The organism is Gordonia jacobaea (assembly GCF_001186365.1).
Classification (GTDB): Bacteria; Actinomycetota; Actinomycetes; order Mycobacteriales; family Mycobacteriaceae; genus Gordonia; species Gordonia jacobaea.
In genome coordinates, this window is sequence record NZ_LDTZ01000021.1 from 72,799 (window position 1) to 98,506 (window position 25,708).

At 65.7% G+C, this 25,708-nt stretch carries 19 protein-coding genes; 10 read left to right on the plus strand and 9 right to left on the minus strand.

The window, feature by feature from the left end; genetic code table 11:
- Window positions 1-14 precede the first annotated feature (14 nt).
- Together ABW18_RS18050 and ABW18_RS18055 are read right to left on the minus strand one after the other, a co-directional pair.
- Window positions 15-1,115 carry a DUF4185 domain-containing protein gene (locus tag ABW18_RS18050; RefSeq protein ID WP_235434435.1) on the minus strand — a complete coding sequence of 367 codons (1,101 nt, stop codon included), beginning with the start codon at window positions 1,113-1,115 and terminating at the stop codon, window positions 15-17.
- A 70-nt stretch (window positions 1,116-1,185) separates the two neighbouring features.
- Window positions 1,186-2,109, minus strand: coding sequence for a thioesterase family protein (locus ABW18_RS18055; protein WP_235434436.1), 924 nt, complete (start codon window positions 2,107-2,109; stop codon window positions 1,186-1,188).
- Window positions 2,110-2,289: 180 nt separating this feature from the next.
- Here ABW18_RS18055 and ABW18_RS18060 point away from each other — a divergent pair, with 180 nt between their 5' ends.
- The gene (locus ABW18_RS18060; protein WP_049700378.1) at window positions 2,290-2,862 is read left to right on the plus strand and encodes an HdeD family acid-resistance protein; all 573 of its coding nucleotides are present in this window, start codon (window positions 2,290-2,292) and stop codon (window positions 2,860-2,862) included.
- Window positions 2,863-2,939: 77 nt separating this feature from the next.
- Here the strand turns inward: ABW18_RS18060 and ABW18_RS18065 are convergent, their stop codons facing one another.
- Entirely contained in the window at window positions 2,940-6,905 is a 3,966-nt protein-coding gene (locus tag ABW18_RS18065; protein WP_200903285.1) for a Pls/PosA family non-ribosomal peptide synthetase, read from the minus strand.
- A 369-nt stretch (window positions 6,906-7,274) separates the two neighbouring features.
- On the opposite strand from ABW18_RS18065, the gene ABW18_RS18070 reads away from it, so the two are divergent.
- The 3 genes from ABW18_RS18070 to ABW18_RS18080 all read left to right on the plus strand — a co-directional run bounded on the left by ABW18_RS18070 (window position 7,275) and on the right by ABW18_RS18080 (window position 9,982).
- Entirely contained in the window at window positions 7,275-8,249 is a 975-nt protein-coding gene (locus tag ABW18_RS18070; protein WP_049700379.1) for an alpha/beta hydrolase, read from the plus strand.
- A gap of 276 nt (window positions 8,250-8,525) precedes the next feature.
- Window positions 8,526-9,743 carry an acyl-CoA dehydrogenase family protein gene (locus tag ABW18_RS18075; protein ID WP_049700380.1) on the plus strand — a complete coding sequence of 406 codons (1,218 nt, stop codon included), beginning with the start codon at window positions 8,526-8,528 and terminating at the stop codon, window positions 9,741-9,743.
- Complete coding sequence (locus tag ABW18_RS18080) at window positions 9,740-9,982, plus strand: hypothetical protein (protein ID WP_049700381.1); 243 nt, start codon at window positions 9,740-9,742, stop codon at window positions 9,980-9,982. Before ABW18_RS18075 ends, ABW18_RS18080 begins: the two co-directional genes overlap by 4 nt.
- A 248-nt stretch (window positions 9,983-10,230) precedes the next feature.
- On the opposite strand, the gene ABW18_RS18085 is transcribed toward ABW18_RS18080, so the two are convergent.
- Entirely contained in the window at window positions 10,231-12,150 is a 1,920-nt protein-coding gene (locus tag ABW18_RS18085; protein WP_049700382.1) for an ABC transporter ATP-binding protein, read from the minus strand.
- A 123-nt stretch (window positions 12,151-12,273) separates the two neighbouring features.
- Between ABW18_RS18085 and ABW18_RS18090 the strand changes: the two genes are divergently transcribed.
- Window positions 12,274-12,789, plus strand: coding sequence for a hypothetical protein (locus tag ABW18_RS18090; protein WP_049700383.1), 516 nt, complete (start codon window positions 12,274-12,276; stop codon window positions 12,787-12,789).
- 127 nt (window positions 12,790-12,916) lie between these two features.
- Window positions 12,917-13,939 carry a glucose-6-phosphate dehydrogenase (coenzyme-F420) gene (gene fgd, locus ABW18_RS18095; RefSeq protein ID WP_049700384.1) on the plus strand — a complete coding sequence of 341 codons (1,023 nt, stop codon included), beginning with the start codon at window positions 12,917-12,919 and terminating at the stop codon, window positions 13,937-13,939.
- A gap of 101 nt (window positions 13,940-14,040) precedes the next feature.
- On the opposite strand, the gene ABW18_RS18100 is transcribed toward fgd, so the two are convergent.
- Window positions 14,041-14,961, minus strand: a complete 921-nt coding sequence (locus ABW18_RS18100) for a LysR family transcriptional regulator (protein WP_049700385.1) — start codon at window positions 14,959-14,961, stop codon at window positions 14,041-14,043.
- Between the two features lie 83 nt (window positions 14,962-15,044).
- Here ABW18_RS18100 and ABW18_RS18105 point away from each other — a divergent pair, with 83 nt between their 5' ends.
- Entirely contained in the window at window positions 15,045-16,046 is a 1,002-nt protein-coding gene (locus tag ABW18_RS18105; protein WP_200903286.1) for a DMT family transporter, read from the plus strand.
- Here the strand turns inward: ABW18_RS18105 and ABW18_RS18110 are convergent.
- Window positions 15,963-16,508, minus strand: a complete 546-nt coding sequence (locus tag ABW18_RS18110; protein ID WP_049700387.1) for a GNAT family N-acetyltransferase — start codon at window positions 16,506-16,508, stop codon at window positions 15,963-15,965. The genes ABW18_RS18105 and ABW18_RS18110 overlap by 84 nt on opposite strands.
- 111 nt (window positions 16,509-16,619) lie before the next feature.
- Here ABW18_RS18110 and ABW18_RS18115 point away from each other — a divergent pair, with 111 nt between their 5' ends.
- From ABW18_RS18115 to ABW18_RS18125, 3 genes are read left to right on the plus strand one after another with little or no spacing between them, the layout of a single operon-like run.
- Window positions 16,620-17,168 carry a TetR/AcrR family transcriptional regulator gene (locus tag ABW18_RS18115; protein ID WP_049700388.1) on the plus strand — a complete coding sequence of 183 codons (549 nt, stop codon included), beginning with the start codon at window positions 16,620-16,622 and terminating at the stop codon, window positions 17,166-17,168.
- Window positions 17,169-17,222: 54 nt separating this feature from the next.
- A complete protein-coding gene (pta, locus tag ABW18_RS18120; protein WP_049700389.1) occupies window positions 17,223-19,325 on the plus strand; it encodes a phosphate acetyltransferase in 2,103 nt (700 codons plus the stop codon).
- The gene (locus ABW18_RS18125; protein WP_049700390.1) at window positions 19,322-20,539 is read left to right on the plus strand and encodes an acetate kinase; all 1,218 of its coding nucleotides are present in this window, start codon (window positions 19,322-19,324) and stop codon (window positions 20,537-20,539) included. Before pta ends, ABW18_RS18125 begins: the two co-directional genes overlap by 4 nt.
- A 26-nt stretch (window positions 20,540-20,565) precedes the next feature.
- Here the strand turns inward: ABW18_RS18125 and ABW18_RS18130 are convergent, their stop codons facing one another.
- The 3 genes from ABW18_RS18130 to ABW18_RS18140 are packed head-to-tail and all read right to left on the minus strand — an operon-like array spanning window position 20,566 to window position 25,567.
- A complete protein-coding gene (locus tag ABW18_RS18130; protein ID WP_049700391.1) occupies window positions 20,566-23,076 on the minus strand; it encodes a serine/threonine-protein kinase in 2,511 nt (836 codons plus the stop codon).
- An 11-nt stretch (window positions 23,077-23,087) separates the two neighbouring features.
- On the minus strand, window positions 23,088-24,128 hold the full coding sequence (locus ABW18_RS18135) for a glutamate ABC transporter substrate-binding protein (RefSeq protein WP_049700392.1): 1,041 nt from the start codon (window positions 24,126-24,128) through the stop codon (window positions 23,088-23,090).
- Window positions 24,125-25,567, minus strand: a complete 1,443-nt coding sequence (locus tag ABW18_RS18140) for a hypothetical protein (protein ID WP_049700393.1) — start codon at window positions 25,565-25,567, stop codon at window positions 24,125-24,127. The genes ABW18_RS18135 and ABW18_RS18140 overlap by 4 nt, the downstream gene beginning before the upstream one ends.
- Between the last annotated feature and the right edge of the window lie 141 nt (window positions 25,568-25,708).

Below are 25,708 nucleotides of genomic sequence, written 5' to 3' on the forward strand. Positions count from 1 at the left end.
GCCGACCGTCGTGCTCAATCCCGCCGCAGCGGCAACCGCATCAGGTAGACCTGGTATCCCACCGACACCGAGTACGTGAAGTACAGCGTGCTGCCCTGAGACCACGGGTGGATAAAGGGCGCGTATCCGGTCAGCGGGTTGTTCATCGGCACGACCAACTCACCAGACGTCCAGGGGCCAACCGGGTCGTCGGCGGTCCGCATCACCACACCGTTGTCGCTTTGGCCCAGCGAGATGAACTTACCAAGATAGCTGTTGTAGGCCACCGACATCTCGCCGGTCGGTGCGGGCATGACGGGGGTTGCCGCAGATGGGTTGCCGCGCACCCAGTTCCCGTAGGAGAAGTAGTCGTAGGCGCCGAGGTTCTCGATGTCCTTGGCGTTCACCCGCGCGACGTACACCGCGCCGAAGCGGCCGTCGGGAGTCCCGTAGGTGTAAACGGTATCGCCGACCTTGAGGAACGCTGTCATCTGGAATTTCTTGTTTCCTCCGCCGTTGGGGCGGAAGGCGTTGAGTGCGCGCCAGTTGTTGCCGTTATCGTCCGACGCGACGAGTCCCGACCAGTTGGTGTACCAGACTCCCGGCTGTCCCCAGTGCTTGACCGACATCACGCTCATGTACTGCCTGCCGTTTGCGGCGACACCCGCGGTCGGGATGATCGTGATCTCCTTGCGCAGATCAGGTTTCAAAAGGCGCTTGGCCTGTCTCGGGGGACCGGCGTGGCTGGTGAAGGTCATGCCGTCGGAGAGGTTGCGGTCGGTGCTGCGGAGCAGTGCGTTGGACTGCCAGTACCAGAGCTGTCCGTAGAGCAACGACCACCCGTTGAACGTCTGGGTGTCGCCGAACGCGGCGAGGATTTCACCCCTGCCGTTGTCCCACATCGTGCCGAGGTCGGTGCCGTAGATGTTGTAGCGGCCAGGGGTGTCGTTGATCGAACCGGGTCCGGTCAGGCGCGCAACTGTGGTCGCTGCGCCCGCGGCGTAGGTGGCGGCCGGTGCTGTCGGAGCCACCACCGTGCCGATGGTCACCGTCGTCGCAGCGACTGCGACGACGGTCGCCATGACTCGTTTTCGCGCCGCCACGCGCACCTTCCGACCACTCCAGCCCAGTGACATGGCGTGACCCTATCAAGACCTAACGGTTACATCTCGTTGTAATGAGCGGTTCTCTCCGATTAGCAGACAATTACGCCTCACGATATCGATCGGTGAGATCGACGCTGGTGAAATCGATCTCCGCGGCGGCATTGTTGACCGCGGTGACAGTCCCCATTCCGAACATTCCGTGCGAATCAAACAGTCCGGCGGTACCGATGGAAATGCCGTCACTCTCGATGTGGCTGTCCGCCTCGACGCCCACCCAGTCGCCCTGCGGGAGACAAGCAAGTTCGACGGTGAGGTCGCAGTTGATGAAGCCGATACCGCTCGATCCCCAGTTCGTGACAAGACTCGTCGACTCCGCAGCGGTCACCGCCTTCACGAAAGCTGTCACTTGTTCGCCGTCGATTGCGGGCAGCGGATGCGACCAGAGCCGCTTGCGCCCACCGTTCTGATGCGCGCCCATGTCGGTGTTCCACGCGCCGTTCGACGGCCCCGCGGCGTCGCGGACATCTGTGTCTGAGGCATCTGCTTCTGGAACACCTGCTTCTGGAACATCCGACGAGAAGCGAGACATGACATCCGAGGCACCGATGGGCTCGGTCGGCGGTCGGAAGGTGACAGCCTCGTCGGGCCGCCGCCACCGCGTGCCCGGCGGGTTCGCAGACGTCCGGAGGAACACCGCCGTCGCCCGTGCCACGACGACCTCTTCGGCGCTGGAGTCGCCAGCATCCGAGTCGCCGGTGCTCGCGCCCCCAAACTGCACAGCGCCGTCGAACTGCACAACGTCGAGCTCTGCGACCCTGATTCGACGACCCGCGCGGACGAGTCGGCCACGGGTGAATGTCGGTACCTCTCGCGCCACTTTGAACATGTCGATCGTGAACCGCGCAGGTCGAAAACCGTCCTCGCCGAACTGCTGCTCGACGCGGTGCGCGGCAAGAGCGCACACCGCGGGCCCGTTGAGCGTGCCGGGAGCCCAGAGGCTCAATGCATACGAAGTGGGGGTCACGACGCCGTTGTCGGACGACGCTGCTGAGCTGTTTGGGGTGAAAAATGAGCGGGTTTTTGACACGAATCACTCTTACTCGGACACAGACGCGTGCACGGAACCGCCCCCTCGAGCAACGCGCTTTCACTCAGTTGCGTCTGAATCCCGTCACAACGACCGCTGCGGGGATAAGGTAACCGCATGACCTTTGCGCCGTATGCAAAACAGATCCCTGACGAATTGATCAGCTCTATTCGGACCGCCATGATCGTGACATCGATCATCGGCATCGTGCTTGGCATCATCGCGGTTGTGTGGCCTTCGGCAACGGTGGTCGTGCTCGCGGTTCTCTTCGGTATCGCGCTCATTGTTGCGGGCATTTTCCGCATCTATGTGGCGTTCGCTGCAAAGTTCCTCGGAACGGGCTGGCGCATCCTTACCGGAATACTTGGCTTCCTGGTTCTGGTCATGGGCGTCATTGCCCTGTTCAGCCCGGCGAATGCGGTCTGGTTCCTCGCGCTCTTCATCGGTTTCGCTTGGCTTTTCGACGGAATCGGCGACCTGGTGACCGCGTTCTCGAAGACCGCGCACGCCCCGACCTGGTACCTCATCCTCACCGGCGTGATCTCGATACTGGCAGGTCTCGTGCTGCTGATCGGCTCGTCGATGTGGGCGCTGAGCGTGCTGGTGTGGGTCGCGGGAATCTTCCTCATCGTGATCTCGGTGATCACGCTGTTCAACCTCCCCAAGAAGGTCTCCGACCAGGCGGTCTGACCGCCCCTCTTGTCCTCGAGCGGTGGCTCCCCGGCAACGGGGAGCCACCGCTTTTCGTTGGACGGCCGGTCCGGGACTCAGTCGTGCCAGGGGGCGATGGGATTGCCCTGCCAGCGGGTGTGCGCGGGCACGACGTCGCCACGCATGACCAACGACGCGGGGCCGACGGTCGCCGATTCGCCGAGGCCGGACGCGGGTAGCGCGACGCAGTGCGGTCCGAGCGTCGCGCCGTCGGCGAGAACCACGCGGTCGATGGCCATGACCCGATCGTGGAACAGGTGCGTCTGGACGACGCAGCCGCGCTCGACGGTCGCGCCCGCACCGAGCGACACGAGGTCGGCCTCAGGGAGCCAATAGGTTTCGCACCACACGCCCTTGCCGATCTGGGCGCCGAGAAGCCGGAGCCACACATTCAGGACCGGAGTTCCGGTCGCGGCGTTGGCAAACCACGGTGCCGCAACGGTTTCGACGAAGGCGTCGGAAAGCTCGTTACGCCACACAAACGAACTCCACAGCGGATGCTCGGACACTTCGATCCGGCCGACGACGGCCCACTTCGCCGCTGCCGCAATGCAACACGCGATGGCACCGCACAGGATCAACAGCAGGCCGCTGACCAGACCGGCGATCGCGTAGTTCGCCTGTTGGGCGATGTACTGCAGGCTCAGCAGCATGAAGATGCCGAGACCGAACGAGATCATCACCGGGATCAGTCGCAGCGTCTCGATCACTGCGCGTGCCACTTTGAGGCGCACGGGCGGATCGAACGTCCTCGACGTGTCGGTTGTCGCGGCGGTGCGTCGAAGTCGAATCGGTGGACTACCAAGCCAACTCGACCCCGACTTGGCTCGGTCGGGTGCGGCCGACAGCACGGCGACGAGACCGTTCTTGGGTACCTTGCGGCCTGGCGCTGCCATTCCGGAGTTGCCGAGGAACGAGCGTTTGCCGATCTTGACGTCGTCGATGTGCATCCAGCCGCCGCCGAGTTCGTACGACGCGACCATGGTGTCGTCGGCGAGGAACGCGCCGTCGGCGATGGTCGTGAATTTCGGCAGCACCAGCGCCGTCGAAATCTCGGTGCCCTTGCCGACTTTCGCGCCGAGAACGCGGAACCACCACGGTGTCAGCAGGCCGGCGTAGAGGGGGAACAAATAGGTGCGGGCGGAGTCGAGCAGTCGCTCGGTCATCCACACCTGCCACCCGACGCGCGAACGCACCGGGTGATAGCCCTTCTCGAGACCGAGTGACATCGCGCGCACGAGGATTGCGGTGATCGCGGCGAACACAGCGAGGCTGACGATGGTCGCGGCGGGTAGCAGGATCAGCGAACGGATTGCGACGTCGCGGAGCCGGTCGGCGTGCAGCGCCCATGTCCCGATGACGAGCAGCCCGACACCCAGGGAGATCAGTGGGATCGCAGCGAGAACCATCGACGACAGCCCGTAGAGCGGGACCCAGATGCTTGCGCGACGGGGACGGTGATCGGGCCACGAATGCGTCGCCTTACCGATCTTCACCGCGGGCGATCCGGCCCAGTGCTGCCCGGCCTTGACTCGACCGAACACCGCAGATCCGGGGCTGACCTCAGCATCCTTGCCGACGACGGCGCCGGGGGCGAGCGTCGACCGCGCACCGATCGTCGCACCGCGCTTGATCACGATCTCGCCGATGTGGACGAGGTCGCCGTCGATCCACCAGCCAGCGACGTCGACCTCTGGTTCGACGGACGCGCCGTCGCCAATGGTCAGTTTTCCGGTCACAGGTGGAATCGTGTGCAGGTCGACGCCGCGCCCGACGGACGAGCCGAGCGCGCGTGCCAGATAGATCATCCACGGCGCACCCGACAGGTTGGCGGCGCCACTGGCGACGAGCAGTCGCTCGGCGACCCAGAGTCGAATGTGCACGTTGCCGCCGCGAGGATAGGTGCCCGAATCGACGCCGCCGAGCAAGATGCGCGATCCGATCGCGGCAATGACCATCCGGCCGGGCGGTGTGATGAAGATGAGGAACGCGACGAGCACGACCCACCAGTTGACCTCGACGAGCCAGGGCACCGACACATCCAGCCTGCGGGCGGCCCACGCACCGATGTTGTTGACGACGCCGAGCCACGTCGCCCATTGCAGTCCGGTCAGCGTCGACAGCGGCACCGACAGGAGTAGTTGCGCGACACCGGTGGCAGCGGGGGTCGGTTTCACCTCACGCGGGTCGACGACCTCCGCGGCTGTCGTCTCGCCGAGGAACTCCGCGAGTGAGCCCAACCGCGGGTGGTCGTAGAGGTCGGCGACGGTGATCTCGGGGTAGCGCTCGCGCACTGCCGTCACCAACTGCGCCGCGGCGAGCGAGCCGCCGCCCTCGGCAAAGAAGTCGGTCCCTGCACTCGTCACGGTCGCGCCGAGAACATCTGTCCACCTCGCAGCCAGCCACGCTTCGGTGCTGCTGAGGTCGCTTGCGTCCTCGTCGTCGGAGTTGTCGGTGCCCGGTAGCGGCCACGGGAGTGCGTCGCGGTCGACCTTGCCGGACGTCCTGGTCGGCAGTTCGTCGACGAGCGCGAGTCGCGGCACCATCGGTGCCGGAAGTTGTTCTGCGAGAAGGCTATGCGCGTTGGCGACGTCGAACTCGGGGTCGGCGGAGACGAGGTAGCCGACGAGCAAACTGTTGCCCGCGGCTGTCTTTCGGACCGCGGTCGCCGCGCCGCTCACTCCGGGCAGGTGCTGGAGTGCGTTGTCGATCTCGCCCAGTTCGATTCGCCTGCCGCCGACCTTGACCTGATCGTCGGCGCGACCTCCGAACACCAGGCCCTCACGGTCGAGGCGTACCAGATCGCCGCTTCGATAGGCGCGGTCCCAGCCGAGAGTTGGCATGGGAGCGTACTTTTCAGCATCCTTGGCCGGGTCGAGATAGTGCGCGAGGCCGACGCCGCCGATGATCAGCTCACCGGTTTCTCCTTCGGCAACGGGCAGTCCGTCGGCTCCGACGACGGCGAGATCCCAACCGGGTAGAGGCAATCCGATGCGGACCGGGCCGGGGCCACCCAGGAGAGCCGCACATGCGACGACTGTCGCCTCGGTGGGGCCGTAGGTGTTCCACACTTCGCGGCCATCGACGGCGAGCCGGTCGGCGAGTTCGGGCGGACACGCCTCGCCGCCGAAGATCAACAGTCGAACGGCTTCGAGCGCCTCCGGGGGCCAGAGTGATGCGAGGGTCGGCACCGTCGACACGACGGTGATGTCGCGCGCGACGAGCCACGGCCCGAGGTCCATGCCGCTGCGCACCAGCGACCGAGGTGCGGGAACCAGGCATGCTCCGTGACGCCACGCGAGCCACATCTCCTCGCACGAGGCGTCGAAGGCGACAGACAGGCCTGCGAGTACCCGGTCGCCCGGGCCGAGCGGTTCGTCGCGGCAGAACATCGTCGCCTCGGCGTCGACGAATGCGGCGGCGTTGCGATGCGTGACCGCGACGCCCTTGGGGGTTCCGGTCGATCCCGACGTGAAGATGATCCACGCGTCGTCCCCAGGGGTCGGGCGGTTGGCGTCGGATGAGGCGGCCGTGGCTGTTGATTCCGGGGCTGCTGGGTCAGGAGTGAGGGAAGCGGCGGCGGGGTCGGGGGATGCACCGGCCGTGACGTGAATTCCCTCAGCGTCGGCGATCGCGTCGACTTTCGCTTCACCGAAGACCAGCGTCGCGCGTTCTTCCGGGTCGTCTGCGTCGACCGGAACGTAGGCGGCTCCCGCGTAGAGCACCGACAAGATAGCGGTGTAGAGGTCGCGTGAACCGGACGGCATCCGGATGCCGACTCGCGAACCACGACGCACCCCGAGCTGCTCCAACCGTGCCGCGCCGCGTCGTACTACGGCGGTGAGCTGCGCATATGTGAGGATTTGGTCGCCGTCGTCGATGGCGGGAGCGTCGGGGTACCGCGCGGCGGAGGCGTCGAGGATGTCGCACAATGTGCGTGGCGGTGCCGCCTGAGCCGACAGTAGAAACTCGGAGGGAATGGAATTGGGCAACCCGAGAGGACGCGAATCCGTGTCAGTCACGCCGGGTACCGCCGATTCTCGAGAGTGAATGTTGACCCTGATGCGGATGCGTACGCATCACATGGTGTCGCTGACATGGCTGCTGTGGAGTGTCCTAGCTCTCTGATTTGCGCGGCTGGTGAGATCGCGCTCGGAAATCCCGGCGCCAGACTGTCGGTCTCCCGAAACGGGTGTAGCTTCACATTCATCGGTTCCGAACACACTGTAGGTAGTTGCACTGTAGATATCTCACCGTGGGAAACCTCGCGGGAGCACTCTGTGCAGGAATACTAGCCAAGGGAATTCGGCCCGTGGTTGCCGTCGACGCCGCCACACGATTCTGATCGCGCATCACTTTCTCGCGGTTGGGTTGGGGTGAGGAGAAACAGCATGCCAATTGTGCATCACCGAAAGGCGAGTGCGCTCTCGTACCCACTGTGGTTTGCGACTCGTGCACTCTTGAAACCAACGCTCGCGGTGTGGCCGTTGAACAGGCCAGGGTTGGCCGGACTCTTCTTGATCGATCGTCTGTTCGCCGGAGCGCCAGAACCGAGACACGTTGTTCGTGAGCAGATGGAGCTCGCAGGCCGACCCACAGAGGTGGTCATGCCGAGCGGACCGTCGCGGCGCGACGCCGATACCGCGATCCTCTACCTCCATGGCGGTGCATTCGTCGTCGGAGGTCTGGGAACACACCGCTCGATTGTCGCCCGACTCGCGAAGGCGTGCGCGCTGCCGGTCTTCTCGCTCGAGTACCGCCAGCTGCCGAAGGCGGGCGTCGGGACATCGGTCGACGACGCCATGGCCGCCTACCGCGAACTGCTCAGCGAGCGCGGATACCGACGGCTGATCGTCGCGGGCGACTCCGCGGGCGGCTTCTTGGCGATGAAGGTCGCCGAGGGCACCTACACGGCCGGTCTGCCGACACCGGTGGCCCTCATCGGGTTCTCCCCGCTACTCGACCTCGACCTGGGCACCAACCCCGACCGCTGTAGCCGTTCCGACGCCTATCTGCCGATGAGCAAGATGGCTCGCCTCGTCCCGCTGCTCGACCGGGGTCCGATCCCGTTGCGCGGTGCTCGCCGCGCCGCAGACATCGATGCCGAGGCGTTCCCACCGACGGTGATGATCACGGCAGAGAACGAGATGCTCGAAGCCGACGTGATCGAACTGATCGAACGGCTCGACGAGGCGGGAGTCGACGCCGTCGCGCACAGCTACTCCTGGCAGGTGCACGCGTTCCCGGTCATGAACGCCCGCCACACCGAGACGCTGCACGCCGTCGAGACCACCGCCGCCTTCACCACGCAGGCGGTCCGCGACGCCAAGGCCGCCGACGAGCGCGACGCCAAGGCGGTCGGCTGAGCGGACGCCGCTGGTCGAGCCGAGCCGCTGGTCGAGCCGAGCCCGCTGGTCGAGCTGCGCCCGCTGGTCGAGCTTGTCGAGACCACCCCACCGCTGGTCGAGCTGCGCCCGCTGGTCGAGCTTGTCGAGACCACTCCCCCCGGCGTCGAACGCCCAACCCCGCGGCGTCGAACGCCCAACCTCCCGGTCGTCGACGTAAGCGCGGCGTCGAACTGCCATAGTGGAGAGGCGCGGCAGACATCCCGCGCGGCGTCGAGAAACAGGTGGTGGACAACGGTGAGTGCGACTGCGTCACATTCGACTGGGGCAAGTAAGACCAAGACGGTCGGAGAGCTCTTCGGCTTCGACAGGTTGCTCGACGACCAGGAGCGGGCGATCGTCGACACAGTTCGCGACTTCGGCGCCAAACGTCTGCGTCCCCACGTCGGCGAGTGGTTCGAGGACGGCACGCTTCCCGTCCGAGACCTCGCCCGCGAGTTCGGCAAGCTCGGCCTGTTCGGCATGCACCTCGAGGGATACGGCTGCGCCGGAACGTCTGCGACCGAGTACGGGCTGGCCTGCCTGGAGGTCGAGGCCGTCGATTCAGGTCTGCGCAGTTTCATGTCGGTGCAGGGATCGCTCGCGATGTTCGCGATCCGCGCCTTCGGCAGCGAAGAACACCGCGAAGAATGGCTGCCCAAGATGGCTGCGGGCGAGGCGATCGGTTGCTTCGGCCTGACCGAACCCGACTTCGGCTCGAACCCGGCGGGCATGCGGACCGTCGCGAAACGCGATGGCGACGACTGGGTCATCAACGGTTCCAAGATGTGGATCACGAACGGCAGCGTCGCCGACGTTGCCATCGTGTGGGCGCGCACCGATCTCGAAGAGGGATCGCGCGGAATTCGTGGATTCGTCGTCCCCACGGATACCCGCGGCTTCCGGTCGATGGTGGTCAAGCACAAGCTGTCGCTGCGGGCGTCGATCACCGCCGAGCTGTCCTTCGAGGACATGCGGTTGCCGGCTTCAGCGATGCTGCCCGAGGTGACCGGACTCAAGGGTCCGCTGAGTTGCTTGAACGAAGCGCGGTTCGGCATCGTCTTCGGTGTCGTCGGCGCGGCGCGCGACTGTCTGGAGAGCGCACTCTCCTACACCGCCGACCGCGAGGTCTTCGACAAGCCGCTGTCGGGGTACCAGATCAGCCAGACCAAGATCGCAGACATGGCACTCGAGGTGGGCAAGGCATTCCTGCTCGCCATCCAGTTGGGGCGCATCAAGGACGAGACCAAGATCGCACCCGAGCAGATCAGCCTCGGCAAACTCAACAACGTCCGCGAAGCGATCGCCGTTGCCCGAGAGTGTCGAACACTGTTGGGCGCCAACGGAATCACACTCGAATACCCGGTGATGCGGCACGCCAACAACCTCGAATCCGTGCTCACCTACGAAGGCACAAGCGAGATGCACCAACTGATGATCGGCAAGGCGCTCACCGGACAGGATGCCTTCCGGTGACCAATCCCCAATTCCAGCGCGCCGCACAGGGTTTCTCCCGCGGCATGGTGATCTTCGGTTCCGTCGTGCTGATGGTGTGCGTCGGGCTGCTCGTCGTCAACTGGTGGAACAACCAGCAGTGGCTGTGGGTGGTACTCGGCATCGGGATCATCGTCGTGAACATCGCGATGGTCGGGCTCACGTTCCGCAAAGCCAAACTCGCCCCGCCCATTCCGGACCGCCACGACGACGAGGACTAACGCTAAACGGACCGGTCCGGGCCGACCTGCTGGTTGAGCAGGCCGCGAGCGCAGCGAGCAGCCGTGTCGAAACCGCTACGCGCTCTGCCCGCTTACCCCGCTGGTCGCCTTCCCGCTCGCTGTTGAGCGAGCTCACCCCGCTGGCAGGCAGTTCCATCCCGCTGGCTGGCCAGCCGCCCCGCCGGCAGGCCGTCCCCTCCCGCTGGTTGAGCAGGCCGCGAGCGTAGCGAGCAGCCGTGTCGAAACCACTACGCGCTCAACGTCTCCGGGCGGCACTCCGCCTGCTGCTCGGAGCTCGCGTCGGCGAACTGTGTGCGATAGAGCTGCGCGTATCGTCCGTTGGCCGCCAATAGTGTTCGGTGATCACCGCGTTCGACGACGCGCCCTGCTTCGATCACCACGATCTGGTCGGCGGCACGGATCGTCGACAACCGGTGCGCGATGACGATCGACGTGCGCCCCTGCAGTGCCTCAGCCAACGCTTCCTGAACCGCGGCTTCCGACGTTGAGTCCAGGTGCGCGGTCGCCTCGTCGAGGATCACGACGGCGGGGTGTGCCAACAGGAGTCGCGCGATGGTCATGCGTTGACGTTCGCCGCCCGACAATCGATACCCGCGTTCGCCGACGATCGTGTCCAGGCCGTCGGGCAGGCTCGCGACCAACTCGTCGAGCCGCGCTCTGCGGAGCGCGTCCCAGATGGCAGCGTCGGATGCATCTGGTTGAGCCAGAACGAGATTCGCGCGGACGCTGTCGTGGAATAGGTGTCCGTCCTGGGTCACCAATCCGACATTCCGGTGCACCGATTCGCTGCGCAGGTCGCGCACGTCGACGCCGTTGAGGCGGATGGCGCCCTCGTCGACGTCGTACAGGCGGGTGGCAAGACTCGCGATCGTCGACTTGCCCGCGCCGGAACTCCCCACCAGCGCGACCATCGAGCCCGCCGGGACGTCGATGTCGACGTCGTGCAGCACCTGAGTCCCGCCCCGACTGTCCAGTTGCGCAACCTCTTCCAGCGAGGCCAGGGAGACCTTGTCGGCCGATGGATAGCCGAAGGAGACGTGGTCGAATCGGACGCTCACACCGTCGTCGGCGTCGGGAACGTCGGTGGCGTCGGGCTTGTCGTCGATCAGGGGCGCGAGATCGAGCACCTCGAAGACCCGCTCGAAACTGACCAGCGCACTCATGATTTCGACTCGCGCGTTCGCGAGTGCGGTGAGTGGCGCGTACATGCGCGTCAGCAAGAGCGCCAGTGCCACAACGGCTCCCGCGGAGAGGTGTTGATGCACTGCGAGCCAGCCGCCGAGTCCGTAGACGAGCGCGAGTGCCAACGCCGACACCAACGTCAGTGCTGTGATGAAGACGCCCTGCAGCATCGCGCGTCGCACGCCGATATCGCGGACCCTGTCTGCGCGCGTGGCGAATTCACGACTCTCCAACGTCGGACTGCCGAACAGCTTGACCAAGGTCGCGCCAGGTGCCGAGAAGCGTTCCGTCATCTGTGTCGACATCCGCGCGTTGTGCTCGGCTGCCTCATGGGAGAGGGCGGCCATCCGTCGAGCCATGCGGCGTGCGGGAATCACGAAGACGGGCAACAGAACCAACGCCAACAGGGTGATCTGCCAGCTGATCGCGAACATCACGCCGAGCGTCAACGCCAACGTCACGATGTTCGACACCACACCCGAGAGCGTGTCGCTGAACGCGCGTTGCGCGCCGATGACGTCGTTGTTGAGTCGGCTCACCAGCGCGCCGGTTCGGGTACGCGTGAAGAACGCGACGGGCATCTTCTGGACGTGGTCGAAGACCGAGCGTCGTAGATCCAGGATCAGCCCCTCACCGATGTGCGCCGACAACCAGCGCGTGCCGATTCCCGCTGCGGCCTCGGCGACGGCGATCAGCGCGATCAACACCGCGAGTCCGACGATCGTCCCGCCCGATCCAGCCTCGCTGATCAGATTGACCACGCGCCCTGCCAGGATCGGCGTCACCACCGTCAGCACCGCGGTGCACACCGACAGCGCGAGGAACACCCCGATACGGGCGCGGTGTGGGCGCGCGAAGGTCATGATGCGACGCAGCGTGCTTCGTCGGTCACCGCGCAGCCGCTTGCGCGACGGCGAGTTCGACGACTTGTACATCATGTCCCAGGCGACGGACTGCATACTCATGAGTTCAAGAGTAGAAGCTCAAGTAAGGTTTAAGTCCAGCCGTGCGTTGCGCTAATAGCGGACGGGCCAAGTCGGCCCATCGCAGAGCGCTGCGTGTCATACCCACAGTCGAGAATGTGAGTCATGGCCAAGATTTATCCGATCAACGACTGGGACTCGATGCTTGCGTGGGTCGCCGAATCGCTCGACGACCAACCGCCCGGACTCGAGTTCAGCCTCGGCCCCAACGATGTCCGATTGGCAGATGATTGGGACGAGCTGGAAGCCGAGGTCGAAGAGGACGATCTCGACATCGACGACGAGGCCGACTTCGCCGCGCCGGACGCCATCTGTGTGCAGGTCTACGTCCTGAGTGACGGCATATTCCTGGTGCGGAGGTCGCGCACCGCTCTGCGGACACTGCGCTTCGTCGACCACGACGCATCATCGATGCCCATCGAAACCTGGCAGGACGACGATCCGTTCGACGACTGCACCGACGGGTACCTCTACACGCGCGATCGGCTACTCGCTGCGGAGGCGTGCATCAGTTGGTTTCGTGACAACTCCGACGCGCCTGATCGGACCGACCTCGGTTGTCACTACAGCTACGCCGTCGAACTTCCCCGCGGGCGGTCCGCCGACGCGATCACCCCGTGAGCCTCGCGGGTCGAGTTGTGTGGGACGCACGGGTACAAAAATGCACCCCTGGATCCCACGCAACTGTCGGCCCTGCTGCCTGAGTACGTTGGATCACATAGACGGTCGTCGGCAGTGAGGTGAAGGCATGGCACAGCAACTCAAGCTCGGATACAAGGCCTCGGCGGAGCAGTTCGCGCCCCGTGAGCTGGTGGAGATCGCCGTCGCGGCCGAGGAGCACGGCATGGACTCGGTGGCCGTCAGCGATCACTTCCAACCGTGGCGGCACAACGGCGGCCACGCGCCGTTCTCGTTGTCGTGGATGGCCGCGGTCGGCGAGCGCACCAACCGCGTACAGATCGGCACGTCGGTCCTGACCCCGACCTTCCGCTACAACCCCGCAGTCATCGCGCAGGCGTTCGCGACGATGGGCTGCCTGTATCCCGACCGCATCATGCTCGGCGTCGGCACGGGCGAGGCGCTCAACGAGTACGCCACCGGATTTCAGGGAGAGTGGCCCGACTTCAAGGAGCGATTCGCTCGTCTGCGCGAGGCCATCAAGCTCATGCGCGAGCTGTGGACCGGCGAGGAGGTGACCTTCGAGGGGGAGTACTACCACACCAAGGGCGCCTACATGTACGACCTGCCCAAGCACCAGATCCCGGTCTACGTGGCCGCGGGCGGACCTGTCGTCGCACGGTATGCGGGCCGCTCGGGCGACGGCTTCATCTGTACGTCCGGCAAGGGTCCCGAGCTCTACACCGAGAAGCTCATTCCGGCCGTTCGTGAGGGTGCGGAGAAGGTCGACCGGAACTTTGCCGAGATCGACCGCATGATCGAGATCAAGATCTCGTACGACCCCGATCCTGAACTCGCACTGGAGAATTGCCGCTTCTGGGCGCCGCTGTCGCTGACCGCCGACCAGAAGAACAGCGTCAACAGCTCGACCGAGATGGAACGCCTTGCCGACGAACTGCCCATCGAGCAGGTCGCCAAGCGGTGGATCGTCGCATCCGACCCCGACGAGGCCGTCGAGAAGGTCAAGTTCTACACCGACGCCGGCCTGAACCACCTGGTCTTCCACGCGCCCGGCCACGATCAGCAGCGCTTCCTCGACAACTTCGAGAAAGACCTCGCCCCGCGGCTGCGCAAGCTGTCCGTGGCCGACTAGAAACCACGCGCAGAAACCTACGCGCCCTGGGCTATTGACCTGTACCGGTACACGTCAACGGCCCAGGGCGTGTACTTTTCTGCGCGCCCCGGGGCCGCGCCTCACGCCCCGACCAGCGCGCCGTGTGTCCGCCGCGCCTGCTCCCGCACCAGTTCGACGACGCGGTCGGCGGCGCGGTGCTCGCGGATCGTGTGGCGGCGTCGAATCGAAATCGCCCGGCGCGGAGTCGGTTCGGCGATCGGCACCACGCGGACCGAGTCGGGAACGTCGACGAGCGCCAGCGCGGGCACCACGGTGAGCCCGACCCCGGCGGCGACGAAGTTGATCGCGGTCAGGTAGTCGTGCGTCTCCACGCCGAAGCACGGGCTGAAACCCGCTGCGGTGCAGGCGCGCAGCAGCGCTGCGCGGCAGGGGCCACGCGCGATATCGTTGTCGATCCAGACCTCGTCGGCAAGCTCGCGCAGCAACACGTGATCCCTTGTCGCAAAAGGGGAGTCGGGTGTGACCACCACGTGGTAGGCATCCGAGACGAGTGGCATGACGTCGAAATCGTTCGACGACGAGCTGCCGATCGCGGGCGTGGGGTCGTCGATGCCGATCTCCACATCCGGTGGCGCGACGAGGGGATCGGTGATCTCGAGGAGTCGAAGGTCGAGCCGCAGCGCGGGGAATTCGCGGCGGATCTGCGCCACGACCGTCGGCATCCACGCCGCCCCCGCGGACCCGAAGTAGGTGACACGCAGCGTGCCCGCCCGGCCCTGCCGCAGATCGGCGACGAGCCCCTCGAGCCGCGCGAAGTGGTCGAAGATGCCCTCGGACTCCGCCGCCAACGTTCGACCCGCTTCGGTCGCGACGATGCCGCGACCGTCGCGCTCGACAAGCGTGAGTCCGGTCTCGCGCTGCAGCGTCGCCAAATGCTGGCTCACCGCGGACGGGGTGTAGCCGAGAGCCGACGCCGCGCCACCGACGGAGCCCTCCGCAACGACGGCTCGGAACACTCTCAGACGGTGGGGATCGATCATGCCCGTGAATATACAGCGGTACTCAAGAGTCGTGAAGAAATATGAACTTGTGCTGAATTATTCTCGGGCAGATCATGAAAGGCATGACGCGTCGAACCCCCGACCTTGCCGCCATCGCTGCCACGGTCACCGTGATCCTGTGGGCGTCGGCCTTCATCGCCATCCGGTCGGCGGGCGAGTCGTTCTCGCCCGGTGCGCTGGCATTCGGCCGACTGGCGACCGCCCTGGTCGCGCTCGTGCCGATCGTCGTGGTGATGCGACGCCGCAACGGGCTCGGGCGCGGCCTGCCGCCACTCCCGCGCGGCCGGGGACTGGTGCTGGTCCTCGTGTACGGCGTCGCGTGGTTCGCGCTCTACACCGTGACGCTCAACTGGGCCGAGCAGCATCTCGACGCCGGCACGGCGGCACTTCTCGTGAACTTCGCGCCGATCCTTGTTGCGGTGTTCGCCGGACTGTTCCTCGGTGAGGGGTTCTCACACAGACTGCTCGTCGGTATCGGGGTGGCATTCGCGGGCGTCGTGCTGATCACGGCCGGCGGCTCGGGGCCGCATGCGGACTGGCTCGGTATCGCGCTCGGAGTGGCGGCCGCGGTGCTCTATGCCACGGGCGTGCTCGTGCAGAAGGTGGCGCTCAGCCACATCGACGCCCTCTCGGCGACGTTCTGGGGAGTCATGGCCGGGGTGCTCGCGACGGTGCCGGTTGCTCCCGCCGCCGTGCGGGAGGTTGCCGCGGCACCTGCCTCCGACATCGCCGCGATGATCTTCCTCGGCGTTGGCCCAACCGCCATAGCCTTCACCACCTGGGCATATGCGCTCTCGCGTACGAGTGCAGGTGCACTGGCGGCGACGTCACTCGTCGTGCCCGCTCTGGTGATCGTGCTGTCGTGGCTGGTCCTCAGCGAGGTGCCGACGCCGCTGCGGATCGCCGGAGGTGTCCTCTGCCTCGCGGGCGTGGCGATGACGCGCGGGTTGATCCGCCTTCCGCGGCGCAGGGCGCGCGCCTCAGTCGTGAGCGTCGCGAGCCGCCCCGTCATCCAGAGCATGCCCGTCGAGAGTGAGCTGGAGAAGTGCGAGGTCAAGCCATGAGCCGAACTTCGTCCCGACCTGCGGCAGCAGCCCGACGCGCGTGAAGCCGAGCCGCTCGTGAATGCGGATCGACCCCTCGTTGGCGGCGTCGATGGCAGCGACCATGACGTGGAATCCCTCGGCTCGCGCGCGGTCGATCAGTGCGCGCATCAGCGCCTGCCCGGTGCCCTTTCCGCGCTGATCGGAACGCACGTACACCGAATGTTCGACGGTGTGCCGGTAGCCGTCGTGCGGCCGCCACGGTCCGTAGGTCGCGTAGCCGACGACCGGCGCAGCTGCCGATGAATCGTCGACCGCGACCAGCACCGGGAACCCCGCGTCCTGGCGCTGCGTCAACCACGCCAGCCGGTTCGCGTCGTCGACGATCTGTTCGTTCCAGATCGCGGTGGTCTTCTCGACGGCATCGTTGTAGATGGGCGTGATGCCGGGGACGTCGCCTGCGCGCGCGTCGCGAATCTCCATGGGCGCCGAGCCTAGGGCATGAGGTCACGTGCCACCGCGTGCACTGCGCCGTGCAGCGAAAGTGACCGGTACCCTGCGCCGACGTCTGCCCGATTCGCTAACTTCTCAAGCATGGAATCGGATCGTCTTGTGGATGTGGGCGTCGCGCTGGTGTCGCGTTTCGGTGCGAAGGCACTCAGCCTGACGTCTGTGGCCCGTCACGCGGGGGTGGCTCGGGCGACGGCCTACCGCATGTTCGGCGGACGTGACGCTCTCGTCGCTGCCATGCTCGACCGCGAGATCGCGCTCCTGCGGGTGAAACTACGCGAATGGTCCGACACCGCACCCGACGCCGCGGGCAAGGTGCGGGCACAGGTGCTCGGCGTGCTGCCCCACATCCGCGAGCACGAGGCGCTGCAGTACGTCCTCCGTCAGGAGCCCGAGGAGATCGTGCGCGCGCTGGTCGCGACCAACGACGATGACGGACCCGACCTGATCGAGAAGATCGTCGACGCCACGCTGCCCGACGTCGCACCGCAGGTGCAGGCCGAACTGTTCCCCGATGCGCGTGGCGCCGCCGAGTTCATGGTCCGGACCATCTACTCGCTGATGCTGATTCCCGACAGCAGCCTCACCGACGAGCAGATCGCCGACCTGATCGTTCGGGCAATCGTGACCTGACCGGGGCCACCTCACCCGCGACGCGCGGTCGGGGCACCAACTACGCTGACCACTATGTCGCCCGACGCTGTGAGCGCAACGAAGATCTATATCGTGTCCGCGGAAGCGGAGACCGGAAAATCGGCGGTGGCGCTCGGTGTGCTGTCGCTGCTGACGGCAACCGGAGGCAGGGTCGGCGTGTTCCGGCCCATCTCGCGGGCCGCACACAATGAGCGTGACTACCTCCTCGAACTCCTGCTCGAACACACCTCTGCGGACATCAGCTACGACGACGCCATCGGCGTCACGTACGACCAGGTACACGCAGACCCGAGCGGCTCCATCGCCGACATCGTCGCGCGCTTCCACGCCGTCGAATCACAGTGCGACGCCGTCGTCATCGTCGGTTCGGACTACACCGACGTCGGTAACCCGTCGGAGCTCACGTACAACGCGCGCATCGCGGCCAACCTCTCGGCTCCGATCATCTTGGCGCTCAAGGCACTCGACCGCACACCCACCGAGATACGCGACCTCGCCGAACACCTGCGCACCGAGATCGCAGCGATGCATGCGACCACTGCGGCCATAGTCGCGAACCGCTGCGATCCCGCGCACATCGACGAGATCGGCGCCGCACTGGCCAAACTCGACGTCCCGTGCTGGTGCCTGCCAGAACTGCCCGTGCTCTTCGCGCCGACGATGGCCGAGCTCAAGAAGTCGTTGGGCGCCGAGATGTACAGCGGCGACCCGGAACTCCTCGACCGCGAAGCGCTACGGGTGATGGTCGGCGGCATGACCGCGGAGCACATCCTCGAACGACTCACCGAGGGCATGGTGGTGATCACCCCGGCCGATCGCTCCGACGTGCTGCTCTCGTTGGTGAATGCAAATGCCGCACAAGGCTTTCCGCGACTCACCGGCATCATCCTCAACGGCGGTCTCAAACCGCATCCGATGATCGACGCCCTGGTCAGCGGATTGAAGTCCAAGCTTCCGGTCATCACCTGTGAACAGGGCACCTACGACACCGCACGAATCGCCGCCGACACCCGCGGACGTATCGCGATCGGGTCGGCACGCAAGATCGACGCGGCGCTCGGACTCATGGAGCAGTACGTGGAGCCCGAGGAACTGATCAAGGTGCTCGACGTCAAGCCGTCGGAGGTCGTCACCCCCCAGATGTTCGAGTACGGGCTCATCACCCGTGCGCGGTCGGATCTCAAGCGCATCGTCCTTCCCGAGGGCAGCGACGACCGAATCCTGCGTGCCGCAGGGCAATTGCTGCGGCGCGGAGTCGTGGAGCTGATCATCCTCGGCGACCCGGAATCGGTGACCGCCCGTGCGAACGAGCTCGGGGTCGATCTCGACGGCGTCGAACTCATCGATCCGGCGAACTCCGAGCTGACAGACGAATTCGCGCGCATCTACGCAGAACTCCGCAAGCACAAGGGAATGGATTTCGAACACGCCCAGGAGCGGATGCGCGACGTCTCGTACTTCGGCACGATGCTCGTGCACACGGGACGCGCCGACGGAATGGTCTCCGGCGCAGCGCATACCACCGCGCACACGATCCGACCGGCGTTCGAGATCATCAAGACGGTCCCCGGAGTCTCGACGGTGTCGAGCGTGTTCTTCATGTGCCTACCCGACAAGGTGCTCACCTACGGCGACTGTGCCATCGTCCCTGATCCGACCGCCACAGAGCTCGCCGACATCGCGATCTCCTCGGCCGCAACGGCATCCGCGTTCGGTATCTCCCCGCGGGTCGCGATGCTCTCGTACTCGACGGGTCGCTCGGGAACCGGCGCCGACGTCGACAAGGTGCGCGTCGCAACCGATCTCGTCCAGGAACGAGCTCCGGAGCTCTCCGTCGAGGGTCCCATCCAGTACGACGCCGCCGTGGAACCGAGCGTCGCTGCGACGAAGATGCCCGACTCCGAGGTTGCCGGCCGCGCGACGGTCCTGATCTTCCCCGACCTCAACACCGGTAACAACACCTACAAGGCTGTGCAGCGTAGTGCGGGTGCTGTCGCGATCGGCCCTGTGCTGCAGGGACTTCGACGCCCCATCAACGACCTCTCCCGTGGCGCACTGGTCTCCGACATCGTCAACACCGTCGCCATCACCGCCATCCAGGCCCAGAACATCGACGCACAGGAGTCAGGCCGATGAGTACATCCACCGAGGGCGCCGTGCTGGTCCTCAACGCCGGGTCGTCGTCGTTGAAATATCAACTACTGCATCCGGATACGGCAGAGGTGATCGCCGAGGGGATAGCCGAGCGAATCGGTGAGGACGAGTCGTCGATCACTCACGAGCAGAACGGCGAGAAGTCGACGCGCACCGAGCCGCTCCACGACATCTCGGCTGCACTCGACGCGGCGTCGGAGATGTTCGCGCAGTCGGGAACCGACCTGGCGACAGCGGGATTGAGCGCCGTCGGACATCGCGTCGTGCACGGCGGGCGCAGCTTCTTTCATCCGACGCTCGTCACCGACGAGGTGGTATCGGAGATCTCGCGGATCTCAACCCTCGCACCCCTGCACAACAAGGCGAACCTCGCTGGTATCGAGGTGGCGCGCAAGAAGCTTCCCGACGTCCCGTCGGTCGCCGTCTTCGACACCGCGTTCTTCCACGATCTGCCCGATGAGGCCGCGACTTATGCCATCGACCGCGGTGTCGCACACCTGCATGCCGTGCGGCGCTACGGTTTTCACGGCACGAGCCATCAGTATGTCTCGGGCAAGGCCGCGGAGTTCCTCGGTCGCGACTACGCGGATCTGAACCAGATCGTCCTGCACCTGGGTAACGGTGCGTCGGCGTCGGCGATCGCACACGGCGAACCGATCGACACCAGCATGGGCATGACGCCGCTCGAGGGTCTGGTGATGGGCACCCGAAGCGGCGACATCGACCCCGGCGTACTGCTGCACCTGAGCCGCGTCGCCAAGCTCTCCAACGATCAACTCGACACCCTGCTCAACAAGAACTCCGGACTCAAGGGTTTATGCGGCGACAACGACTTTCGCACCATCACCTCGCGGATGGACAACGGCGACGAGAACGCCAAGCGTGCGTATAAGGTCTACATCCACCGCCTGCGCCGCTACATCGGGGCGTACATGATCGAGCTGGGCAAGGTCGACGCGATCACCTTCACCGCGGGTGTCGGCGAGAACGCCGATAACGTGCGTCGCGACGCGCTGGCCGGTCTGGAGACCTACGGAATCGTCATCGACGACGAGCGAAACTCCGTGCGCGGCAAGCAGGCTCGACGCATCTCGGCCGACTCGAGCGCCATCGACGTGCTCGTGGTGCCGACCAACGAAGAACTGGCCATCGCACGCCAGGCAGCAGCCGTGGCGCGCGGGGAGCAGCCGGAATAGCGACCCAGTTAGAACAGCGGCTCAATTCAGAACAGCGACCAGGGCCGCACGTAGTTCGCGAGGTCGACGAGTAGGAACCGGTGGTCGCGGTTGGTGCGCGTCTGCCGCGCGAGGTAGCGCAGCGACTTCTCGGTTCCGGTGCGCAGGCCCTCCTCGGTGAACGGAAACCCTAAGAGCAGTGGGGGTTCTCCCGCCTCGTCGGGATGGCCGTGCACCCAGCCGAGCGCGGTGCCGAGAACGATCAGTTTCAGGCGCTGCTTGCGGGGCTCGCTGTCGGGCATGGCCTCCATCCGCTTGGCGGCCTCCACGAGCTGATCCTTGCGCAACTGCGACGGGTCTCGTCCGTGGACGAGGGCGATGACCGCCGTCGCGCGAGCGGTGTTGAAATGGCGGCTCGTCGCGGGTACCTCGTCGAGGGGCTCGATCGCGGCGTCGTAATCACCGCGGGCGACGGCAAGGCGTGCCATGCCGAACGCTGCCGTGACGATGCTGTGGTCGGTGAGCCACAAGTCGTGATAGTTCTGCGCCGCAACGTGATACATGTCGGTGATGCGGTCCATGGAGCCCTCGGACGGTTCGTTCTCGTCCGAGAGCCAGCGCCCGATGAGCTCGGCGGTACCCGCCACCGCGAGCTTCGGGGCGACCTCGCCCGGCATTGCCTGCAGCACTGCATCGAACCAGCCGTACGCCAGTTCCGGCTCGTCGTTCATCAGCGAGCAGATTCCCATGTACCACTGCACGCGCCACGAATCGCCGTGTTGCACAGACACATCACGGAGCAGTTCGAGTGCTGTGTCGACGTCGTCGAGTTCGAGGTGCGCCCGCGCTTCGGCGAGGTCGATCTCCAGTGACGGATGCGCCGCAGACGTCGGTTGTCCGAGCAGCGAACGGAATCCCTCCGCCCGCGCCGCGTGAATGGAATCGAGTGTCTGCCTCGGATCGCTCAGTGCCGCCGAATTGAGCAGTCCTGCAGCGGGATCGGTGGGATCGACGAGGGGGACCGGCAGTGCGCGTGCCATGTCGACGGGATCGTAGAAGGCTGCGAGGTCGGGATCGAAGAAGCCATCGACGGGGGCGAGCATCAACTCGGTGCCGAACGTCGAGCGCTGCGGCGTGAACACCGTCGACAGCGACGGCCGTGGCACACCCGTGTGCACGGCGACGGTCTCACGCAGCACGTTGAGCAACTGTGTCGTCATCTCCTCCGCAGAGGAGAAGCGGTCGTCGGGATCGGGCGCCGTCGCACGTTGCAAGAGCTTGTAGAACGACGGGTTGTCGCGGAACACGGGGGTGTCGTCGGGATCGGGGAGACCGTCGACGTACCGCCCGTCCTTCATCGGCATGTCGACGGTCAGCGCAGCCAGGGTGCGTCCGATGCTGTAGATGTCCGTGACGACCTGTGGTCCGGTCTGCACGATCTCCGGGGCCTGGAAACCCGGTGTGCCGTAGAGATGTCCGTAGCCGTTGACCGGCGAGACGGCGCCGAGGTCGATGAGCTTCACCTCGTCGCTGCCGACCATGATGTTGTCGGGTTTGACGTCGTTGTAGACCAATCCGACCGAATGCAGATACCCGACGGCGGGAAGCACTTCGAGCATGTACGCGATTGCCTGCTCGACGGTCAGCAGATGGTCGGAGCCGTCCCCGTCGCCCTCATCACCCTCGCCGGTGATCTGCTTGAGCGTCCGACCGCCGATGTACTCCATCACGATGTAGCCGAACCGCTCGCCGAAGTCGGTGACGTGCTCGACGAAGTTGTAGATCTTGACGATGCCGGGGTGGTTCACCGAAGCGAGGAACTGTCGCTCGGCCAGTGCGACCTGCTGCGCCTCGGAGTCAGACGAGTTGAGCAAGCCCTTGAGGACGACGGGTCGGTCGGAGACGTTGCGGTCGATCGCGAGGTAGATCCAGCCGAGTCCACCGTGGGCGATGGCCCCGGCGATCTCGTACTGGCCCGCGACGAGCGTGCCCTTCGCGAGTCCCGGAACGAACGAGTAGCGCGCGCCGCAGTGGGGACACTCTCCGGTCAGTTCGCCCGCACCGGCTCCGGACGAGCGGCCGACAGGACGTCCGCAGCGCCAGCAATTGCGCTTGCCCTCGGCGATGACCGGAGAATCGAGCACAGCATCCTGCGGCTCGGTATCGGTGACCTTGGGCAGTTCGACCAGCCCCGACCCGAGTCGACGGTCGTGCACGCGTGGCCGTCGCCGCGGCACGAGTCTGCGCGTCTGCCCGACCGAGACCAGCGCTTCGTTGGGATCAAGGGCGCGCGCGGAGGTGACCGGGCCGGTCGACTCGTCGCGCATCCCCATGCTCGGTGTCGCCTGCGTCGCTGCGAAATCGGCCCGCTGGGTCCCGACGTCGAGTGCTGCCAGGTCGGCACGCTGGGTCCCGACGTCGAGGTCGGGTAGGTCTGCGCGCTGGGTGCCGACGTCGAGATCGGCAGCCCGGTCAGCGCTGCCGTTGGTGGCGTCGGTCGTGGCGTCACGCTCGACCTCCACGGCCGGCGTTGCGCTGTGCTTGTCACTTCGTGGCATGTCGCGTCGCCTCAATCGCGGTACGTGGGTTGGGGCGGTCCGTACCCGGGGCCCAGGATGGACAGCCACTTGTCGTACATCGCCTGCCATCTGCCGGACGCGCGCATCTCGGCGATCGTGCCGTTGACGAATCGCACCATGTCGTCGTGTCCGACGGGTATGCCGACTCCGTAGTTCTCCTGACCGAGGCTCGGGCCGACGACCTGCGCCCACGGATCCTGAGTCGCCAGGCCGGCGAGAACCGCGTCGTCGGTGGTCACGGCGTCGACCTGCGACTGCTGCAGCATGACGAGGCAATCGGCCCAGGTAGTGGTGGTCACCATCTTCGCACGGGGTTCTATCTGCTGCATGCGGCCGATCGACGTGGTCCCGCGCGCGGCACACACCCTCTTGTCCGCAAGCTGCTCCGGCCCGGTGATCCCCGACCCGCGTAGCGACAGAATGCGTTGCGATGCAATGTAATACGGGGTCGAGAAGCTGATATCACGCAGGCGGTCGCATGTGATGCTCATGGTCTTGATGACGAGGTCGACCTCTTGATTGCGCAGGGCGTCCATGCGTTCGCCCGAACTCAACACCCGGAACTCGATGCGGTTGGGGTCGTTGAAGATCGCGCGGGAGATCTCGTGTGCGAGGTCGACGTCGAATCCCTGGATGTCGCCGGTGATCGGATCGCGGAAACTGAACAGATTGGAGCCGATGTCGGTGCCGACGATCAGCCTGCCGCGTCGGAAAATGGCGTCCATGGTGCTTCCCGGCGGCATCTGTGCGGGCTCGGGTTGTTGCGCCGCCGGGCGCAGGCTCTGCGTGGCGTCACACGACGACGAGTTGGGTGGCGCCTCCTTGGCGACGTCGAACTGCGCCCCGAGTGGTTCGGGTACTTGCGCCGTGGCACTCGGCCCGGGCGACTCGGGTGCGGGAAAACTGACGCACCCGGCGAGCACCACGGTGGCGAGCGCGATCGTGACGAACGCGATCGCGGTCCTCACCGAGGTTCTGTGTTGAGCGGTGGCGTTGAGTTGAGTCGGGATATTCAGAGTCGGGATATTCATCGGTACTCCCGGATACGCGGGATCATCCCGAGGATCAGCGCGACGGTCGCGAAGATCGACAGCGCGAGGATGCCGTTACCGGTGAAGCCGAGTACTCGCTGTGCGGTGTTGATGTCGTCGCGGAACGACGACCGCGTGGTCGTGATCGCGTTCACCAGGGCAGAGTCGACGGCGTTGTAGCTGGTCTCCGAACTCTGCGGCGACGAACCGACCGTCATGATCCGTGCCTGGGTGAAGTCTCCGGAGGTCATCGAGTCGCGTACCTGCGCGTCGGTCTTCTTCCATTGGTCGAGCGCGGCGCGCAGCGACGTGATCTGGTCGCCGCTCAACGAACCCGACGACCCGTCGGCCTCGTCGAGGCTGTCCAACACCATCCCGATCCGGGTGGTCGCCTGCTCGAACGTGTCCTGTAGCCCGGCCTGATCGCCGCGTCGAAGCAACGACAGCGTCTCCGCCGAGCGTGCCTGCTGGGTGAGGATGCGGGCCTCGGTCAGTTCACGCAACGGCGTCGCACCGTCGTCCTTGGCTGAACTGGTTGCCGCCACCGACAGCAATCCCGACGTGAGCAACCAGATCAGTCCGCCGATGATCGCGACCATTGCCGCCACGATCCCGACGTTGAAGCGGCGTCGGGTCCGTCGAGCGAGATAGCGCGACGTTCCGATCAGGAGGAGCGCCAGGATCAGCAGCGCGGCGTAGACCCCCCACGGCGGAGTCGTCAGTGCGCTCTGGGGATCGGCAATGGCGAGCGCGCGCCGCTCGTACACTCGCTGGGCCGCGGGCAGAATCCGGTCCTGCATCAGCGCCGACGCCTGACCGAGGTACGCCGATCCGACAGGATTGCCCAGCCGGTTGTTGGTACGCGCGGTCTCGACCAGCCCGCTGTAGACCGGGATGGTCGTCGTGAGTACCTCGAGGTCGGAGTTGAGTGCCCTGGTCTGCGCGGTCGCATCCGCGCCGGGACCGCTATCGCTGCCCGCGGTCACCAGCAGAGACGACGACGCCGTTGCCAGGGCATCGGAGTATCGCTGACGTAGTTGTGGGTTCTCCGGCCCGCCGGAGATGAACGCAGAGTTGGCCGCGGCGTCGGCGATCGAGAGCGAGCTGTAGAGAACCTGCGCTGCTTCCGACAGCGGCTCGGAGCGGTCGATCATCGTCTGCAACTGATGTGTTCGGTTGTTGAGCGTCGTCGACGCGTACCACCCGGTTCCGAGTGCGGTGACCGCGACGACGAAGCACAGAAGGATCAGCTTCCCCGGCGTCGTCTTGGAATAGTGCCGCAACGACGAGAACGGTGATTGCGCCGCCGCACGTGCCGACGCAACCAATTCACGACGATCACTGAGTACCTCACGAAGCGGAGGCGACGTCGTTGCCGGGCGTACGGTCCGCCCTGCGCGGGTCAGCACAGCCCGCACGGGGGATGCATCGCCGGTCACCGTCTCACTCCCCTCTGCATCGGTCTGTAGCGGGTGTTACCTGCTCTCTCTGGGTATGTCGCACGCCACGTCGAGTCCGTTTCCACCCTAGTCCGAGACGCCGGGGCCGCGGGGGTATGACGGGTGCGAGTCTGAGGTGAC